Source organism: Azospirillum sp. VT-I1 (assembly GCF_055698305.1).
This window is the reverse complement of record NZ_CP168805.1, coordinates 132,464-150,460: the sequence shown is the minus strand read 5'-3', so window position 1 is coordinate 150,460 and position 17,997 is coordinate 132,464. Positions and strand designations below refer to the sequence as shown.

Genomic DNA, 17,997 nt, shown 5'->3' with positions numbered 1-17,997 from the left:
AGGACCCTCTCCCGCCCCGGGAGAGGGTATTTTTAGGTCACATATCCAGCCCCAGATCCAAATTCGGGGCGCTGTGGGTCAGCCAGCCGCAGCTGATCATGTCGACGCCGGTTTCCGCGATGGCGCGGACGGTGGCGAGGGTGACGTTGCCCGAGGCTTCGGTCAGCAGCCGGCCATCCACCATCCGCACGGCGCGGCGCAGCGTGTCCGGGTCCATGTTGTCGAGCAGGACGACATCGACCGGCAGGCCCAGCAGTTCGTCCAGCTGGTCGAGCGTGTCGACCTCCACCTCCACCTTCACCATGTGGCCGATGGCGGCGCGGACGCGCTCCACCGCCGGGCGCACGCCGCCGGCGACGGCGATGTGGTTGTCCTTGATGAGGACGGCGTCATCCAGCCCGAAGCGGTGGTTGAAGCCGCCGCCCAGCTTCACCGCATGCTTTTCCAGAACGCGCAGGCCGGGGGTGGTCTTGCGGGTGCAGACGATGCGGGCCTTGGTCCCCTCCACCTCGCGCACCAGGGCGCGGGTGGCGGTGGCGATGCCGGACAGCCGGCCCATCAGGTTCAGCGCCGTGCGCTCCGCCGTCAGCAGGGCGCGGGCCTTGCCGGTCAGGGTGGCGATGGTGCCGCCGGGGGGCACGTCGTCGCCATCCGTCCGCTCCACCGTCACCGACGCACCGGGATCGAGCAGGCGGAAGGCGATCAGCGCCGCCTCCAGCCCGGCGACGCGGCCGTCCTTGCGGGCGGCGATGCGGGCGGTCGCGACCGCGTCGGCCGGGATGATGCTGTCGGTGGTGATGTCGCCGGCCCGGCCCAGATCCTCCGCCAGGGCGGCGCGGACGATAGGCTCGACGGTCAGAGGATGCAGCATGCGGCGTCTCCGGACAGGGGACCGGCGGTGCCGGCCAGGTCGCTGAGGGTCAGGGTGCGGCGGGTGAAGGCCGGGTTCGGCAGGGGATGGTCGCTGCGGCAATGGGCGCCGCGGCTTTCCTCCCGCGCCAGCGCGGCATGGACGACCAGCCGGCCGACCAGCAGCCGGTTGCGCGCCTCGCCCCACTGGCGGACGACCGGGGGCGGGGCCTCGGAGCCATGGTGGGCGCCATGGTCGGCGTCATCCTCGCAGCGGAGCATGTCCAGTGCCGCCGCCAGCCGGTCGAGCTTGCGCCGGGCGGCGAGCAGCCCCAGCCCGTCGCGGACCAGCCCGGCGCCTTCGTAGAGCGCCGTCCGCGCCTCCGCCCCGATGGCGTCGAGCAGGGCGTCGCCGACATCGGCGGCGACCGCCGGTGGGTGGGGCAGGGCGAAGGGCGGCAGGGGAGCCAGGGGGCGTTCGGCCACGTCGCGGGCGACGCGGGCGCCGAAGACCAGCGCCTCCAGCAGGGAATTGCTCGCCAGCCGGTTGGCGCCGTGGACGCCGGTGCAGGCGACCTCGCCGCAGGCCCACAGCCCCTCCAGGCTGGTGCGCCCGCCGGCGTCGGTGACCACCCCGCCCATATGGTAGTGGGCGGCGGGGGCCACCGGCATCGGCTGCGCGAACGGGTCGAGCCCATGGTCGGCGCAGAGCGCCAGCACGGTGGGAAAGCCGTCCGGTTTCGCATCCAGCGCTGGGCGAAGGTCGAGGAACACCGGCTCCCCCGCCGCGACGCGCCGGCCGATGGCGCGGGCGACCACGTCGCGCGGCGCCAGTTCCGCCAGCGGATGCTCGTCGGGCATGAAGCGCCGGCCCGTCTGGTCGAGCAGCAGGGCGCCGGCGCCGCGCAGCGCCTCGGTCAGCAGCGGCACCGGGTCGGCATCGACGGCGAGTGCGGTGGGGTGGAACTGGACGAACTCCAGGTCGGCCAGCCGGGCGCCGGCCCGCGCAGCGATGGCCAGTCCGTCGCCGGTGGCCTCCGCCGGGTTGGTGGTGCGGGCGAAGGCGGCGCCGATGCCGCCGGTCGCCAGGATGACGCGGGGGGCGCGGTGCAGCACCCAGCCCTCCGGATGGCAGGCGAGCAGGCCGCAGACCCGGCCGTTGCGCAGCACGAGGTCGACGGCGAAGGCGCCGGTCTCCACCCGCACCGACGGGGTGGCTTGCAGGCGCTCCGTCAATGCGGTCACCAGCGTGCGGCCGGTGGCGTCGCCCCCGGCATGGACGATGCGCGCCGCGCCATGCGCGGCTTCCCGTCCCAGCAGAGGCGAGCCGTCGGCGGCACGGTCGAAGGGAAGGCCATCCGCCAGCAGGTGGCGGACCATGGCGGCGCCGTCACGGGTCAGCAGGGCCGCCATCGCGGCATCGACCAGCCCGGCGCCGGCGGCGATGGTGTCGGCGGCATGGTCCTCCGGCCGGTCGCCGGGTCCAACCGCGGCGGCGATGCCGCCCTGGGCGTAGAGGCTGGAGCCGCCGGGCAGGCCGGCGGTCTTGGTGACGAGCGTGACGGCGCGCGGGGCCAGCTGCAGCGCCGCGGTCATCCCGGCAAGGCCGGAGCCGACGACGATCACCTCGGCGTCACGGACATCGTAAGGCGTGCTGGAGGTCATGGGGACTCCTGGGTCTCCCTCTCCCGCCCCGGGAGAGGGAAGGGGCCCATGCGCAGCATGGGAAGGGTGAGGGTGAGGCGAGGATAAGGGGATCCATATCTGGATCGCCCCTCACCCTCCCCGCGCCATTGGCGCGGGTCCCCTCCCTCTCCCGGGGCGGGAGAGGGCGTTTCTAAGCACTCACTTCGGCTTCACCGCCAGCATGCGTTCCACCGAGCGGCGGGCGCGGGCGGCGAGTGCGTCCGGGATCTCCACCCGCGGTTCCAGGGTCTGCAGCGACTCCAGGATTCCCGACAGGGTCACCGTCTTCATGTGCGGGCAGAGGTTGCAGGGGCGCACGAACTCGGTCTCCGGCGAGGCGGCGGCGACGTTGTCGCTCATCGAGCATTCGGTGACCATCAGCACCCGCGGCGGCTTCTCGTTGCCGACGAAGTCGATCATGCGGGCGGTGGAGCCGACGAAATCGGCGGCCTCCAGCACGTCGGGCGGGCATTCGGGGTGGGCGATCACGGTCAGCCGGTCGAACCTGCGGCGGAACTCCTCGATCTCCGCGCCGGTGAAGCGCTCATGCACCTCGCAATGGCCCTTCCAGGCGATGATCTCGACCTTGGTCTGGGTGGCGACATATTTCGCCAGATATTCGTCGGGCAGGAAGATCACCCGGTCGACGCCCAGCGATTCCACCACCTCCACCGCATTGCCGGAAGTGCAGCAGATGTCGACCTCCGCCTTCACCTCAGCCGAAGTGTTGACGTAGGCGACCACCGGCACGCCGGGATGCGCCTCGCGCAGCAGCCGCACGTCGGCGGCGGTGATGCTGTCGGCCAGCGAGCAGCCGGCGTTGCGGCTGGGGATCAGCACGGTCTTGGCCGGGTTCAGCAGCTTCGCCGTCTCCGCCATGAAATGCACGCCGGCCAGCACGATCACGTCGGCGTCGGTCTCGGTCGCCTTGGCCGCCAGCGCCAGGCTGTCGCCGACGATGTCGGCCACGCCGTGGAAGATCTCCGGCGTCTGGTAGTTGTGCGCCAGGATGACGGCGTTGCGCTCGCGCTTCAGCTCGTTGATCGCGTGGACCAGCGGCGCGTGAAACGGCCATTCGATGGCCGGCACGACGCGCTTCATGCGGTCATAGATCGGCGCGGTCGCCGCGGCGACGGCGGGGGTGTAGGCGAGTTCGGCGACCTCGGGCATCGGACTGCTCCGCTCTATGCTCGTTCTGAGCAAAACCATATGTGCTCGATAAGAGCATATCAAGAGGAAAAGACGGCGGGGAAACATTCCGGCGTCGGGGGTGTTGTGGCGGTCGTGGATGGGGCCGGCCGCGCGGCCCCGCCCCGGATCGTGCTGTGTCTGGAGAAATGCCGATGAAAGCCTTCCTCGCCGCGCTCTGCGCCATCGTCGTGTTGGCGGGTGGCGCCTGGGCGGTCCTGCCGACGCTGTTCGCCCGAAGCGCCGACGAGACCTTCGCCTCCGCCGGCACGCGGGTGGGGGAGGAGGCGTCCATCGAACACCGCAACTTCTCCGGCCGTCCGCAGAAGTAACCCCGCGGGCGGGGGAAAAGGATGACCCCGGTGGGGTAGCCCCGACCGGGCAGGGCAACCTTTGCGCCCGCCGGCCGTTATCCCAGTCTGGGCCAGCCATGGCCTTGGGGTTTGTCGGGAGCGGCTTGCGGGAGTGTGATGACGGTTCATGATCCGGAAAGCGGCGCGGACGGCCTGCGCGCCGACGTCTACCGGCTGCTGGCGCTGACGCTGGCGGCCCCGCCCTCCGCCGACCTGCTGGGGCTGCTCGGCGGCCTGACGGGCGACGCCACCGCCATCGGCCGGGCCTTCGACGACCTCGCGTCCCGTTCCCGCGCCACCGGTCCGCAGCAGGCGGAGCGGGAGTTCAACGCGCTGTTCATCGGCGTCGTCCAGGGCGAGCTGGTCCCCTACGCCTCCTACTACCGCACGGGCTTCCTGACCGACCGGCCGCTGTCGGCCCTGCGCGCCGACCTGCAGGCGCTGGGGCTGGAGCGCGCGCCCGGCGTGTCGGAGCCGGAGGACCACATCGCCGCACTCTGCGACGTGATGGCGGTGCTGATCCGCGAAGCGGCCGATCCGGCGGTGCAGCGCCACATGCTGGACAGCCACCTGACGCCTTGGGCCGGGCGCTTCTTCCGGGACCTGGAGGCGGCGGCCTCCGCCGGCCTCTATCGCCCGGTCGGCACCATCGGCCGCCTGTTCCTGGAGATCGAAGGCCAGTCCCTTTCCGAACAACCCGCCCAGTTGGAGGGAGCCGACGCATGAAGACGCCGCCAGAAGCCCCGCGCAATCCCCTGCAGCGCCGCGACATCCTGAAGACTCTGGGTCTGGGTGCGGCCGGCGCCGCCGCGGCCACCATGCTGCCGGCGGGCGAAGAGGCGCAGGCCATGGAATCGCCGCAGGAGCAGGTGAAGGCCCGCTACCGCGAAACCGAACACGTCAAGCGCTTCTACGCGCTGAACCGCCTCTGAAGTGCGGTCGCGTCGGACGGAATCGTCCGACGCGTGAATCGCACGCAAAATCAAAAGACCGGAACCCATCGGATGCTCATTGAGGCATCCGATGGGTTCCGGAGCGGTCCGGAGGGTGTCCATGCTGGTCAAACGGTCCTCAGCGAAAGCCAATCGCGGTGCGCATCCTAGCGGCAAGCGGTCCGGTCTGTTCGGCGCGCTGGCCGACAGCCTGGAGTCGGGTGTCAGCCGCCGCGGCTTCCTGCGCCGGTCCGGCCTCGCCGCGGGCGGCATCGCCGCGGTCGGTGCGCTGCCGGGCGCCATGATCCGCAAGGCCGAGGCGGGTCCCATCCTGCCGAACATCGAGGTGGTGACGCGCAAGAACGTCTGCACCCACTGCTCGGTCGGCTGCACGGTGATCGCGGAGGTGCAGAACGGCGTCTGGGTCGGGCAGGAGCCGGGCTGGGAAAGCCCGATCAACCAGGGCACCCACTGCGCCAAGGGCGCGTCGGTGCGCGAGCTGACCAAGGGCACCCGCCGCGTCAAATATCCCCTCAAGCTGGTGGACGGCCAGTGGCAGCGGATCGGCTGGGATCAGGCGATCGAGGAGATCGGCAACCAGCTGCTGGAGATCCGGCAGGCGTCGGGACCCGACGCGGTGTTCTGGCTGGGCTCGGCGAAGTTCTCAAACGAGGGCGCCTATCTCTACCGCAAGCTGGCGGCCTTCTGGGGCACCAACAACGTCGACCATCAGGCGCGCATCTGCCATTCCACCACGGTCGCCGGCGTGGCGAACACGTGGGGCTACGGCGCCATGACCAACAGCTACAACGACATCCAGAACTCCAAGGCGCTGCTGATCGTCGGCGGCAACCCGGCGGAGGCGCATCCGGTGTCGATGCAGCACATGCTGCGCGGCAAGGAGCACAACCGCGCTCCCTTCATCGTCATCGACCCGCGCTTCACCCGCACCGCGGCGCACGCCACCGAATATGTCCGCATCCGTCCCGGCACCGACATCCCCATCGCCTGGGGCCTGCTGTGGCACATCTTCGAGAATGGCTGGGAGGACAAGGACTACATCCGCCAGCGCGTCTACGGCATGGACGAGATCCGCGCCGAGGTGAAGAAATGGACGCCCGAGGAGGTTGAGCGGGTCACCGGCGTTCCCGGGTCCCAGCTGCGCCGGGTGGCGGAGGTGATTGCGAAGAACAAGCCCAGCACCGTGATCTGGTGCATGGGCGTCACCCAGCACACGGTGGGCACCGCCAACGTCCGCGCGCTGTCGATCCTGCAGCTGGCGCTGGGCAACATCGGTATTGCCGGCGGCGGCGCCAACATCTACCGCGGCCACTGCAACGTGCAGGGCGCCACCGACTTCGGCCTCGATGTCAGCACTCTGCCCGCCTATTACGGGCTGGCGGAAGGGGCGTGGAAGCATTTCGCCCGCGTCTGGGACGTCGAGTACGACTATCTGAGGGGCCGCTTCGGCTCCAAGGACCTGATGGAGGCCAAGGGCATCCCGACCACCCGCTGGTTCGACGCGGTGCTGGCCAAGCCGGGCGAGATCGACCAGCCCAGCCCGCTTCGCGCCATGATGTGCTTCGGCCATGGCGGCAACACCGTCACCCGCATGCCGGAGATGGTGAAGGGGTTGGAGAAGCTGAGCCTTCTGGTCATCGCCGACCCGCACCCGACCACCTTCGCCGCCATCAAGGAACGGCGCAACGGCACCTATATCCTGCCGGCCTGCACCCAGTTCGAGACCGACGGGTCGCGCACCTGCTCCAACCGCTCGATGCAGTGGGGGGAGAAGGTGGTGGAGCCGATCTTCGAATCGAAGGACGACTACACGATCATCTATCTGCTGGCGCGCAAGCTGGGCTTCGCCGACGAGATGTTCAAGCACATCACGGTGGAGGAAACCCGCCCGGTCCCCGAGGACATCCTGCGCGAGATGAACCGCGGCTGCCTGTCCATCGGCGCCACCGGCCAGTCGCCGGAACGGCTGAAGATGCACATGAAGCATCAGGCCGATTTCGACAAGATCACCATGCGGGCGGCGTCCGGCCCCTGCGCCGGCGATTACTACGGCCTGCCCTGGCCCAGCTGGGGCCATCCGGAGATCAGGCATCCGGGATCAGCGGTGCTCTACGACACCTCCAAGCATGTGATGGACGGCGGCGGCGTCTTCCGCGCCCGTTTCGGGGTGGAGCGCAACGGCGTCTCGCTGTTGGCCGACGGCTCCTTCTCGAATGGATCGGAGATCGAGGACGGCTATCCCGAATTCACCATGGCCGTGCTGAAGAAACTGGGCTGGGACAAGGACCTGACGCCGGAGGAGATGCGCGTCATCCAGGCCATCGGCGGCAACGAGGTCGACAATGTCAGCTGGCAGACCGACCTGTCGATGGGCATCATCCGCGTGGCGCTGAAGCATGGCTGCGTGCCGCACGGCAACGCCAAGGCGCGCGCCGTCGCCTGGAACCTGCCCGACCCGGTGCCGATCCACCGCGAGCCGATCTATTCCCCGCGCCCCGATCTGGTGAAGGCCTTCCCGGCCATCGAGGACCGGCGTGACTTCCGTCTGGTCCAGCTTGCCCGCTCGCTGCAGTTCAAGGTGGCCGACAGCGACCTGCGCCAGCGCTTCCCCATGGTGCTGACCTCCGGCCGGCTGGTCGAGTACGAGGGCGGCGGCGAGGAGACGCGGTCCAACCCGTGGCTGGCCGAACTGCAGCAGGACATGTTCGTGGAGATCAACACCGGGGACGCCCAGCGGCTGGGGGTCAAGGACGGCGCCTGGGTCTGGGTCTATGGGCCGGAGGACGGCAGCAAGGCCAAGGTGAAGGCGCTGGTGACCGACCGCGTCGGCGGCGGCACGGTGTTCATGCCCTTCCACTTCTCCGGCTTCTGGCAGGGCGACAGCTTGCGCGGCAACTACCCGCCGGAAACCGATCCCATCGTTCTGGGCGAGCCGGTGAACGGGGTGACGACCTACGGCTACGACCCCGTCACCTTCATGCAGGAAACCAAGGTCACCCTCTGCCGGGTCGAACCGGCATGAAGCGCGGGAGCTGAAAAGTCATGGCCCGGATGAAGTTCCTGTGCGACGCCGAACGCTGCATCGAATGCAACGCCTGCGTCACCGCCTGCAAGAACGAGCATGAGGTCCCCTGGGGCATCAACCGCCGCCGTCTGGTCACGCTGAACGACGGCAAGCCCGGCGAGCGGTCGATCTCCATGGCCTGCATGCATTGCAACGACCCGCCCTGCGCCGCGGTGTGCCCGGTCGATTGCTTCCTGCAGACCGCCGACGGGGTGGTCCTGCACAGCAAGGATTTGTGCATCGGCTGCGGCTACTGCTTCTACGCCTGCCCGTTCGGCGCGCCGCAATTCCCGCGCAGCACCGATTTCGGCAGCCGCGGCAAGATGGACAAATGCACCTTCTGCGCCGGCGGCCCGGAGGCCGACAACAGCGTGGAGGAGTACCAGAAATACGGATCCAACCGGCTGGCGGAAGGCAAGCTGCCCTTGTGTGCGGAGATGTGCTCCACCCGCGCGCTGATGGGCGGCGACGGGGCCGTGCTGGCCGACATCTATCAGGAACGCTCGCTGCGCCGCGGCTACGGCTCCGGCGCGCCGGGCTGGTCCACCGCCTACGGCCGCAACGACCGCGGCTCCCCCTTCGCACCCGGCGGGCCGGGGACGGGAGGGGCGTGAGGAGTTCTGAGCGAGTGCGACGTTAGCCCCCCACCTAACCTCCCCCGCTCTCGGCCGACCGAAGGTCGGTCCGATGGCGGGGGAGGGACTGCCGCCACTCTCCCGCCTAAGCACTTGCTCCCTCCCCGCCCAGCGGGGGAGGGTTGGGGTGGGGGCAAGTGTCGCAAGAAGTCGCCTAACCGGGAGACCCAACTCATGCGCCCAACTCTGCGCCCCCTGCACGCCCTGCTGCTTCTGATCGCCCTGCTGGCCATTGCTGGTCTGGCCGCTCCGACTTTCGCACAAGCGCAGCTCTACCAGGTGCCCGGCCCCAACTCCCCCACCACCAAGGAGCAGGTGCCGCTCTATGTCCCGCAGGACGACAAGGTGATCGGCCGCGTCAGCATCCCGGACCAGAAGCTGGCCGTGCTGGTCCAGCCCGAAGGGCGGGAATGGCGGGAATGGCGCAGCCACACGCTTCGGCTGGCGATCGGCGGATTGGCGATCGGCGTGACGGCGGTGCTGACGGTCTTCTTCCTCTATCGTGGGACCATCCGCATCCATGGCGGCAAGTCGGGACGGCTGGTCCTGCGCTTCAACGGGCTGGACCGCTTCGCCCATTGGACGACAGCGGTCAGCTTCCTGACCATGGCGCTGACCGGCGTGATCCTCACCTTCGGCCGGACGCTGCTGATCCCGCTGATCGGCCATCAGGCGTTCACGCCCTTGGCGGAGTATTCCAAGTCGATCCACAACTTCGTCAGCGTGCCCTTCGTTGTCGGGCTGCTGCTGATCGTGGCGCTGTGGATGCGCGACAACATTCCCGAAAAGTCCGACTGGCAGTGGGTCAAGACCGGCGGCGGCCTGTTCTCCAAGGCCGGCGGCCACCATCCGGAAGCCGGCCGCTTCAACGCCGGGCAGAAAGGGGTGTTCTGGGGCATCGTGCTGGGCGGGATCGGCATGATCGTCACCGGCTATCTGCTGATGGTGCCCTTCGCCTTCACCGGCATCGGCGGCATGCAGATCATGCACGTCATCCACGGGCTGCTGGCGGCCGTGCTGATCGCGGTGGTGATCGGCCACATCTACATCGGCACCATCGGCATGGAAGGCGCCTTCGACGCCATGGGCAGCGGCGATGTCGACGAGGCCTGGGCCATCGAGCATCACCGCCGCTGGTACGAGGAGCAGCTGCGCAAGGGCTATGTCGAGGGACGGCAGCCGGCGGAGTGAGTGGTTCCGCAGCGGGCGCGCATAGGGTGGTAGGCGAACAATCCAACCATCCTACCGTCTCCTTCCATAGTACAATTTACCCCCTCCCTCCCAGAATGGCTGAATGGCGCCGACAAACGCGCCGGACCGGGGACCTGACCGGTTCGCCACACTGAGAGGAACGGCCCAATGCTCCACCAGGCTCTCGAAACGCTCCAGAAGCAGATCGCGCTCCGCCCCCGCTACGACAACTTTATCGGCGGCCAGTGGGTGGCGCCGGTGGACGGCCAATACTTCACCAACCTGACCCCGATTACCGGCAAGCCGCTGTGCGAGGTCGCCCGTTCCCAGGCCGCCGACGTCGAGCTGGCGCTGGACGCCGCCCACAAGGCCAAGGACGCCTGGGGCCGCACCTCGCCGACCGAGCGCTCGAACATCCTGCTGAAGATCGCCGACCGCATGGAAGAGCGGCTGGAGATCATCGCGCTGGCCGAGACGCTGGACAACGGCAAGCCGATCCGTGAGACCCGCGCCGCCGACGTTCCGCTGGCCATCGACCACTTCCGCTACTATGCCGGCTGCATCCGCGCCCAGGAAGGCTCGATCGCCGAGATCGACCACACCACCTACGCCTACCACTTCCATGAGCCGCTGGGCGTCGTCGGCCAGATCATCCCCTGGAACTTCCCGCTGCTGATGGCCGCCTGGAAGCTGGCCCCGGCGCTGGCCGCCGGCAACTGCATCGTGCTGAAGCCGGCCGAGCAGACCCCGATGGCGATCATGGTCCTGATGGAGATGATCGGCGACCTGCTGCCGGCCGGCGTCATCAACGTCGTCAACGGCTTCGGCATCGAGGCGGGCAAGCCGCTGGCCACCAACAAGCGCATCTCCAAGATCGCCTTCACCGGCGAGACCTCGACCGGCCGCCTGATCCTGCAGTACGCCTCCGAGAACATCATCCCGTCGACCGTCGAGCTGGGCGGCAAGTCGCCGAACATCTTCTTCGAAGACGTGATGGCGTCGGACGACGAGTTCCTGGACAAGGCGCTGGAAGGCTTCGCGATGTTCGCGCTGAACCAGGGCGAGGTCTGCACCTGCCCCAGCCGCGTGCTGATCCAGAAGTCGATCTACGACCGCTTCATCAAGCTGGCGGTGGAGCGCGTCGCGAAGATCGCCCAGGGCCACCCGCTGGACGGCAACACGATGATCGGCGCCCAGGCGTCACAGGAGCAGATGGAGAAGATCCTCTCCTACATCGAGATCGGCAAGGCCGAGGGCGCCAAGGTGCTGACCGGCGGCGAGCGCGCCCATCTGGGCGGCGAGCTGGAAGGCGGCTACTACGTCCAGCCGACCATCCTGGAAGGCCACAACAAGATGCGCATCTTCCAGGAGGAGATCTTCGGCCCGGTCGTCGCCGTGACCACCTTCGAGACCGAGGAAGAGGCGCTGGCCATCGCCAACGACAGCGAGTTCGGCCTGGGCGCCGGCGTCTGGACCCGTGACGGCAACCGCGCCTTCCGCATGGGCCGCGGTATCCAGGCCGGCCGCGTGTGGACCAACTGCTACCACCTGTACCCGGCGCACGCCGCCTTCGGTGGTTACAAGAAGTCCGGCATCGGCCGCGAGACGCACAAGATGATGCTCGACCACTACCAGCAGACCAAGAACCTGCTGGTCAGCTACAGCCCGAAAGCGCTCGGCTTCTTCTGAGCCCCGCTCCTCCCTATCGGGCAAACCTGGGCCGGGGGCGAGTCCCCCGGCCTTTTTTCTTTCGCCGCCCGGTTTCGTGATAAAGGACCAGCATGACCGCCCCTACGCCACCGGATCGCGTGACCGCCACTCCCGAAGCCGTCGCCCTGCTGGACCGCCTTGCCGCGAAGCACGGGCCGCTGATGCTGCATCTGTCGGGCGGCTGCTGCGACGGGTCGGCACCGCTCTGCCTGCCGAAGGGGAGTTCCGCCTGGGCGGGCGCGACCTGTGCCTCGGCATGGTCGCCGGTGCGCCCTTCTGCATGTCCGACGACACCTTCCAATGGTGGCGCAACACCCAGGTCATCCTGGACGTTATCCAGGCGCGCGGCGGCGGCTTCTCTCTGGAGGCGCCGGACGGTGTGCGCTTCACCGCCAAGGCCCGGCTGTTCACCGACGACGAACTGGCCAGCCTGCCCGATCCGCAACCGGCAGACACCCTTTAGGAGCCGCCCCGCATCATGTCGTCCTTCACCGGCCCGCGGATTGGTCTTGCCCGCCGCCATCCCTGGAGTACCCTTGCCGGATCGCATCCGCGGACGGAGAGGGAGACGGGAGGGGCAGCGATGTCCGCACGGGAGATCTCCGCAGAAGGTCCGGTGAGGCCGACGTCCGGCGACGGCATGCCGCGCGCCGTCACCCATGCCGAACGGCCGGAAGACGCCGCGCGCGACCTGCGTGCCGGGCTGGGCGACGCGGCGCTGGAGCTGGTGATCGTCTTCTGCGCGCCGAGCTATGACCGCCATGCGCTGGCCGACGCGCTGGCGGCGGAGTTCGGCACCGTGCCGGTCATCGGTTGCACCACGGCGGGGGAGATCGGCCCCGGCGGCTACACCACCAACGCCCTGGTGGCGGTTGGCTTCCCGACCGAGGATTTCTCCATCGTCACCGCGCTGGTCGACCATGTCGACCGTTTCGAGATCGCCGACAGCACCGCCATCGCCCGCTCCCTGCTGTCGCGGCGCGACCGCGCCATGGCCTCGCGCCCGGTGCCGCTGGGCGAGGACGCCCGCAGCTTCGCCATGCTGCTGATCGACGGCCTGTCGATGAGCGAGGAGACGGTGGTCAGCGCTCTGCACAACGCGCTGATCGACATCCCGCTGTTCGGGGCGTCGGCCGGCGACGACCTGCATTTCGAACGCACATTCGTCCTGCATGAGGGCGCCTTCCATCCCAACGCGGCGGTGGTGGCGCTGTTCACCACGACGCGGCCCTTCACCGTCTTCCGCACCCAGCATTTCGTCAGTTCCGACCGCAAGATGGTGGTCACCGGCGCCGATCCGCAGCACCGCATCGTCCATGAGATCAATGCCGAGCCGGCCGGCCGCGAGTACGCCCGGCTGGTCGGTCTGGAGGGCGAGCCGCTGACCCCGATGATCTTCGCCTCCCACCCGGTCGTGGTGCGGGTCGGCGGCCAGTACCATGTCCGCTCCATCCAGAAGGTGAACGACGACGAGAGCCTGACCTTCTTCTGCGCCATCGACGAGGGCATCGTCCTGACGGTGGCGGAGGGGGTCGATCCGGTCTCCAACTTCGACGGGCTGATCGAAGGCATCGAGGCGGAGGTCGGCGCGCCCGACCTGATCCTCGGCTGCGACTGCATCCTGCGCCGGCTGGAGATGGAGCAGCGGCAGCTGAATGCCGTGATGTCCGACCGGCTGGCCCGCCACCGCGTCGTCGGATTCTGCGCCTATGGCGAGCAGGTGAACGGCATGCACGTCAACCAGACCTTCACGGGCGTCGCCATCGGAGGGCGCTAAGCCATGGCCGGCATCCAAACCCGCAACTGGACACTCGACCCCGCCGACCGCATCGCCGAGCTGGAGCGCGAGAACGCCAAGCTCCAGCGCATCAACAAGGTGCTGATGGACCGCGTCGAGCGGTCGATGGACTTCCAGGGCGGCGCCTTCTCACTGTTCCAGACCGCCATCGTGCTGGAGCAGAAGATCCGCGAGCGCACGCTGGAGCTGGAACGCGCCCTGCACAAGCTGGAGGACAGCAACCGCGACCTCGCCCGCGCCAAGGAGCTGGCGGACACCATGCGCACCCGCCTGTTCGAGGCGATCGAGTCGGTGAACGAAGGCTTCGCCCTGTTCGACTCCGCCGACCGGCTGGTGCTGTGCAATCGCAAATACCTGTCCTACTGGCCGTCGGTGGCGGGGCGCATCCAGGCCGGCATCCGCTTCAACGATCTGGTCGCCATGGTCGCCGCTGCGGGTGCGGTCAGCGAGCCGCCTCCCGACGTCTGGCTGCGCGAGCGGATGGAGCATCGCCACGACCTGAAGGGCGTCTTCCTGAACCGGCTGTCCGACGGCCGCTGGATCCAGGTGAACGAGCGGCGCACCCGCGACGGCGGCATCGTCGGCGTCTACACCGACATCACCGTCATCAAGCATGAGGAGGAGCGGCGGCGCGAATCCGAACAGGCGGAGAAATCCGCCCTGATGATGCTGAACGACCAGCTTCAGCAGGCCAAATCCCAGGCCGATCAGGCCAACCTGTCGAAGACCCGCTTCATCGCCGCCGCCAGCCACGACCTGCTGCAGCCCCTGAACGCCGCCCGCCTGTTCGTTTCGGCGCTGGCCGACCTGGAGCAGCCGGACGCCAATGCCGAGCTGGTGGAGAACATCGACGTCGCCCTGGCGTCGGTGGAGGATCTGCTGTCGGCGCTGTTGGACATCTCCAAGCTCGATGCCGGGGCGGTGACGCCGGAGGTCACCGACTTCCCGCTGCGCGGCATCCTGGCGCCGCTCGCCACCGAATATGCCGCGGTGGCGGCGGAGCGCGGCATCGACCTGAAGGTGGTCGGGTCGGGGGCGGTGGTGCGCAGCGACATGCGGCTGCTGCGCCGGATCGTGCAGAATTTCCTGTCCAACGCGCTGCGCTATGTCCAGGGCGGCCGGGTGGTGGTCGGTTGCCGCCGGGCCGGCGACGGCAGCATCCGGATCGAGGTGTGGGACAACGGCCCCGGCATCCCGCGCGACAAGATCGCCGAGATTTTCCAGGAATTCCGCCGCCTCGACACCCCCGTCACCAAGGGGCGCGACCGCGGCATGGGGCTGGGGCTCGCCATCGTCGACCGCGTCGCCCGCATGCTGGGCCATCCCATCACCGTGCGGTCGGAGCCGGGTCGGGGCTCCGTCTTCGCCGTCACCGTGCCGCGCGGGACCGAGCGCCGCGCCGTGCGCCCGGCCAGCATCGCCGCCCGGCCGATGACCAACCGGCTGGCCGGAACCTCGGTGCTGGTGCTGGACAACGAGCCGGCGGTGGTGGCGGGGATGGAGGCGCTGCTGCGCGGTTGGGCCTGCGACGTGGTGTCCGCCACCAACGGCGACGAGGCGTTGGCCCTGCTGTCCGGCATGCCGCAGCCGCCGGATTTGCTGATCGCCGACTATCACCTCGACGACGGGGCGCTGGGCGTCAACGAGGTGGCGCGGCTGCGCGCCGCCTGCGGCCGCATCCTGCCCGCCGTGATCGTCACCGCCAACCGCACGCCGGAACTGGCCGACGAGGCCAAGGCGGCCGGCTGTCTGGTGCTGAACAAGCCGGTGAAGCCGGCACAACTGCGCGCGGTGATGTCGGGGCTGGTGGGGTAGCGCGGGGCATGATGATTTACCGGTAACGCCTTACCGGTTCGCCTGTTGTCGGTTTTCATGACCGACCCCGCTGCGCTGCGCGACAAGGCGCTCGAAATCCACCGGCTGCTGTGCACCGTCTACGGCTGCCCGGTCGCCTATTTCCACAGCCTCGACCCGCTGAGCGAACTGGTGTCGTCGCTGCTGTCGCACCGCACCCGGAATGCGGCCTCCGGCGCCGCATTCAAGGCGCTGCGGCGGCGCTGGCCCGACTGGGAATCGGTGCGCGACGCCCCCGTTGCCGAGGTGGAGGCGACCATCGCCGGCGTCACTTGGCCGGAGCAGAAGGCCCCGCGCATCCAGGCCATCCTGCGCCGCATCACCGAGCGGGTCGGCAGCCTGTCGCTCGACCTGCTGTCCGGCATGCCGGTGCCCGAGGCCCGCGCGTGGCTGGAGGAATTGCCGGGGGTAGGGCCGAAGACCAGCGCGGCGGTGCTGAGTTTCTCAACGCTGCGGCAGGCGGCGCTGCCGGTGGACAGCCACCACCACCGCGTCGCCGTGCGCACCGGCCTGATCCCCGCCGGCCTCGCCGTCGGCCCCTCGCACGCCGTGCTGTCGGCGCAACTGCCGGCGGAATGGGATGCCCAGCAGGTGTACGACAACCACGAGGTCATGATGCTGCACGGCCAGCGCTGCTGCTACTATCAGGCACCGGCCTGCGACCGCTGCGTGCTGCTGCGCCTGTGCCCAACGGGTCAGGCTCTACGGCCATCGGAGGATGAGCGGGAGAGGGCGTGAAGCCATTCGTTTTGTGCATTGCAACACGCAGCCATTCCCAGAATGCAGGGCCGTTCACCGGCAGCCGAGCGCATATAGGATTGAGAGGGCGACGAAGACGCCGCTCCGATCTCATAAGACGAGGCCTGAGGTGATTCACAAAATTCTGGACGCGATCGATACCATCGTCGCGGAAAAGCGGGAAAACGGTCAGCTTGAGGAATGGATCAAGAGCGGTGCCGCCCGGCGTTTCTGCGAGAAGATTTCGTCCGAGCGCAAGCACTATTATCCCGCCCTGCTTCTCTACTTGGAACGCAATGGCGGGCAGCACGTCTGACAAGCATATCGGTAACGGGAACGGGCCGCGGCATTCCGCGGCCCGCCCGTTTTTGAGGACCCCTATTCCGCCGCCAGCGGCTTCGGCATCATGCTGCCGGTCTGCTGGAAGCGGGTGTGCCAGGCGAAGGCCTCCTCCAGCAGATGCGGGGTGTGGCCGCCGCGCTGAAGCGCCCGGCGGTGATAGTCGGCCGCCAGTTCGCGGTAGCTGGGGTGGACGCAGTTGCGGATGATGGTCTCCGCCCGTTCGCGCGGGGCCAGCCCGCGCAGGTCGGCCAGCCCGACCTCCGTCACCAGGACGTCCACGTCATGCTCGTTGTGGTCGACATGGCTGACCATCGGCACGACGCTGGAGATGGCGCCGCCCTTGGCCAGCGACTTGGTGACGAAGATGGCGAGGTGGCTGTTGCGGGCGAAATCGCCGGAGCCGCCGATGCCGTTCATCATCTGCGTGCCGTTGACATGGGTGGAGTTGACGTTGCCGTAGATGTCGCACTCCAGCGCCGTGTTGATGCCGATGACGCCAAGGCGGCGGATCACCTCCGGATGGTTGGAGATCTCCTGCGGGCGCAGCAGCAGACGGCCCTTGTAGGAGCCGATCTTCGGCAGCACCTCGGCATATTTCCCGGCGCTGAGCGTGATCGAGGAACCAGAGGCGAAGTTCAGCTTGCCGGCGTCGAACAGCTCGAAGGTGCTGTCCTGCAGAACCTCGCTGTACATGGTCAGGTCGTGGAACGGCCCGTCGATCAGCCCGTGCAGAACCGCGTTGGCGATGGTGCCGATGCCGGCCTGCAGCGGCGCCAGCGAGCGGCCCATCCGGCCCTGTTTCACTTCGCGGCCCAGGAACTCGATCAGGTGACCGGCGATGGCGTTGGTCTCGTCGTCCGGCGGCAGGATGCTGGCGGAACTGTCCTGCTTGCGCGTCACCACGATGGCCGCGATCTTCGACGGGTCGATGGGGATATAGGGCAGGCCGGCGCGGCTTTCCGCCGTCACCACCGGGACCGGTTCGCGGAAGGGGCGGCGGGTCGGGATGTAGACGTCGTGCATCCCCTCCAGGTCCAGCGGCTGGGTCAGGTTCAGCTCGACGATGATCTTCTCGGCCAGGATGGCGAAGGTCGCCGAGTTGCCGATGGAGGTGGTCGGCACGATCCCGCCGGTGTCGGTGATGGCGCAGGCCTCGATCACCGCGACGTCGACCGGCCCCATCTGGCGCGAGCGCAGCAGTTCCACCGTCTCAGACAGATGCTGGTCGACGAACATCACCTCGCCGCGGTTGATCGCCTTGCGCAGCACCGGGTCGGCCTGGAAGGGCAGCCGGCGCGACAGCACCCCAGCCTCGGTCAGGATGCGGTCCACGTCGTTGCCCAGCGAGGCGCCGGTCATCAGCGTGATCTTCAGCTTTTCGGACGCGGCGCGTTCGGCCAGCGCCAGCGGCACCGCCTTGGCGTCGCCGGCACGGGTGAAGCCGCTCATGCCCACGGTCATGCCGTCCTTGATGAGGAAGGCGGCCTCTTCCGCCGGCACCACCTTGCCCCACAGCGACTTCAGGCGAATGCGATCTCGGTACATCGGGCGTTCCTTTTATGAGTGCTTTTTGGCGAATGGAGAACCATCCGTTCCCATGCGGTCGTATTTCTTGTTTGAAAATACTCATAAGGAG

At 68.6% G+C, this 17,997-nt stretch carries 15 protein-coding genes and 1 pseudogene; 12 read left to right on the top strand and 4 right to left on the bottom strand.

Annotated features, from left to right (window positions below; translation table 11 throughout):
- Window positions 1-37: 37 nt before the first annotated feature.
- The 3 genes from nadC to nadA form a co-directional block, all read right to left on the bottom strand.
- Window positions 38-871 carry a carboxylating nicotinate-nucleotide diphosphorylase gene (gene nadC / locus AB8P05_RS26390; protein WP_472761507.1) on the bottom strand — a complete coding sequence of 278 codons (834 nt, stop codon included), beginning with the start codon at window positions 869-871 and terminating at the stop codon, window positions 38-40.
- Window positions 856-2,514, bottom strand: a complete 1,659-nt coding sequence (locus tag AB8P05_RS26385; protein WP_472761506.1) for an L-aspartate oxidase — start codon at window positions 2,512-2,514, stop codon at window positions 856-858. The genes nadC and AB8P05_RS26385 overlap by 16 nt, the downstream gene beginning before the upstream one ends.
- 180 nt (window positions 2,515-2,694) lie before the next feature.
- A complete protein-coding gene (gene nadA / locus AB8P05_RS26380) occupies window positions 2,695-3,744 on the bottom strand; it encodes a quinolinate synthase NadA (protein ID WP_472761505.1) in 1,050 nt (349 codons plus the stop codon).
- Window positions 3,745-3,878: 134 nt separating this feature from the next.
- On the opposite strand from nadA, the gene AB8P05_RS26375 reads away from it, so the two are divergent.
- From AB8P05_RS26375 to AB8P05_RS26320, 12 genes and pseudogenes are all read left to right on the top strand, one after another.
- Entirely contained in the window at window positions 3,879-4,055 is a 177-nt protein-coding gene (locus tag AB8P05_RS26375; RefSeq protein ID WP_472761504.1) for a hypothetical protein, read from the top strand.
- 138 nt (window positions 4,056-4,193) lie between these two features.
- Window positions 4,194-4,802, top strand: coding sequence for a TorD/DmsD family molecular chaperone (locus tag AB8P05_RS26370; protein WP_472761503.1), 609 nt, complete (start codon window positions 4,194-4,196; stop codon window positions 4,800-4,802).
- Window positions 4,799-5,008 carry a twin-arginine translocation signal domain-containing protein gene (locus AB8P05_RS26365; protein ID WP_455175400.1) on the top strand — a complete coding sequence of 70 codons (210 nt, stop codon included), beginning with the start codon at window positions 4,799-4,801 and terminating at the stop codon, window positions 5,006-5,008. The genes AB8P05_RS26370 and AB8P05_RS26365 overlap by 4 nt, the downstream gene beginning before the upstream one ends.
- Before the next feature lie 121 nt (window positions 5,009-5,129).
- Window positions 5,130-8,051 (top strand): formate dehydrogenase subunit alpha, encoded by a 2,922-nt coding sequence (locus AB8P05_RS26360; protein WP_472761502.1) that lies wholly within the window; start codon window positions 5,130-5,132, stop codon window positions 8,049-8,051.
- A gap of 20 nt (window positions 8,052-8,071) precedes the next feature.
- Entirely contained in the window at window positions 8,072-8,707 is a 636-nt protein-coding gene (fdh3B, locus tag AB8P05_RS26355; RefSeq protein WP_472761501.1) for a formate dehydrogenase FDH3 subunit beta, read from the top strand.
- A gap of 195 nt (window positions 8,708-8,902) precedes the next feature.
- Window positions 8,903-9,919, top strand: coding sequence for a formate dehydrogenase subunit gamma (locus tag AB8P05_RS26350; RefSeq protein ID WP_472761500.1), 1,017 nt, complete (start codon window positions 8,903-8,905; stop codon window positions 9,917-9,919).
- 168 nt (window positions 9,920-10,087) lie between these two features.
- Complete coding sequence (adh, locus tag AB8P05_RS26345; RefSeq protein WP_455175397.1) at window positions 10,088-11,608, top strand: aldehyde dehydrogenase; 1,521 nt, start codon at window positions 10,088-10,090, stop codon at window positions 11,606-11,608.
- A gap of 92 nt (window positions 11,609-11,700) precedes the next feature.
- Window positions 11,701-12,092, top strand: a pseudogene (locus AB8P05_RS26340) (DUF779 domain-containing protein).
- 153 nt (window positions 12,093-12,245) lie between these two features.
- On the top strand, window positions 12,246-13,406 hold the full coding sequence (gene nosP, locus AB8P05_RS26335) for a nitric oxide-sensing protein NosP (protein ID WP_472761499.1): 1,161 nt from the start codon (window positions 12,246-12,248) through the stop codon (window positions 13,404-13,406).
- A gap of 3 nt (window positions 13,407-13,409) precedes the next feature.
- Window positions 13,410-15,242 carry a sensor histidine kinase gene (locus tag AB8P05_RS26330; RefSeq protein ID WP_472761498.1) on the top strand — a complete coding sequence of 611 codons (1,833 nt, stop codon included), beginning with the start codon at window positions 13,410-13,412 and terminating at the stop codon, window positions 15,240-15,242.
- Between the two features lie 57 nt (window positions 15,243-15,299).
- Window positions 15,300-16,019, top strand: a complete 720-nt coding sequence (locus AB8P05_RS26325) for an endonuclease III domain-containing protein (protein ID WP_472761497.1) — start codon at window positions 15,300-15,302, stop codon at window positions 16,017-16,019.
- Window positions 16,020-16,149: 130 nt separating this feature from the next.
- Complete coding sequence (locus tag AB8P05_RS26320; RefSeq protein WP_472761496.1) at window positions 16,150-16,335, top strand: hypothetical protein; 186 nt, start codon at window positions 16,150-16,152, stop codon at window positions 16,333-16,335.
- A 62-nt stretch (window positions 16,336-16,397) separates the two neighbouring features.
- On the opposite strand, the gene AB8P05_RS26315 is transcribed toward AB8P05_RS26320, so the two are convergent.
- A complete protein-coding gene (locus AB8P05_RS26315; protein WP_472761495.1) occupies window positions 16,398-17,906 on the bottom strand; it encodes an acetyl-CoA hydrolase/transferase family protein in 1,509 nt (502 codons plus the stop codon).
- Between the last annotated feature and the right edge of the window lie 91 nt (window positions 17,907-17,997).

Coding starts and splice junctions, on each gene's coding strand:
- nadC (WP_472761507.1), bottom strand. CDS start 871: ATGCTGCATCCTCTGACCGTCGAGCCTATCGTCCGCGCCGCCCTGGCG.
- AB8P05_RS26385 (WP_472761506.1), bottom strand. CDS start 2,514: ATGACCTCCAGCACGCCTTACGATGTCCGTGACGCCGAGGTGATCGTC.
- nadA (WP_472761505.1), bottom strand. CDS start 3,744: ATGGTTTTGCTCAGAACGAGCATAGAGCGGAGCAGTCCGATGCCCGAG.
- AB8P05_RS26375 (WP_472761504.1), top strand. CDS start 3,879: ATGAAAGCCTTCCTCGCCGCGCTCTGCGCCATCGTCGTGTTGGCGGGT.
- AB8P05_RS26370 (WP_472761503.1), top strand. CDS start 4,194: ATGACGGTTCATGATCCGGAAAGCGGCGCGGACGGCCTGCGCGCCGAC.
- AB8P05_RS26365 (WP_455175400.1), top strand. CDS start 4,799: ATGAAGACGCCGCCAGAAGCCCCGCGCAATCCCCTGCAGCGCCGCGAC.
- AB8P05_RS26360 (WP_472761502.1), top strand. CDS start 5,130: ATGCTGGTCAAACGGTCCTCAGCGAAAGCCAATCGCGGTGCGCATCCT.
- fdh3B (WP_472761501.1), top strand. CDS start 8,072: ATGGCCCGGATGAAGTTCCTGTGCGACGCCGAACGCTGCATCGAATGC.
- AB8P05_RS26350 (WP_472761500.1), top strand. CDS start 8,903: ATGCGCCCAACTCTGCGCCCCCTGCACGCCCTGCTGCTTCTGATCGCC.
- adh (WP_455175397.1), top strand. CDS start 10,088: ATGCTCCACCAGGCTCTCGAAACGCTCCAGAAGCAGATCGCGCTCCGC.
- AB8P05_RS26330 (WP_472761498.1), top strand. CDS start 13,410: ATGGCCGGCATCCAAACCCGCAACTGGACACTCGACCCCGCCGACCGC.
- AB8P05_RS26325 (WP_472761497.1), top strand. CDS start 15,300: ATGACCGACCCCGCTGCGCTGCGCGACAAGGCGCTCGAAATCCACCGG.
- AB8P05_RS26315 (WP_472761495.1), bottom strand. CDS start 17,906: ATGTACCGAGATCGCATTCGCCTGAAGTCGCTGTGGGGCAAGGTGGTG.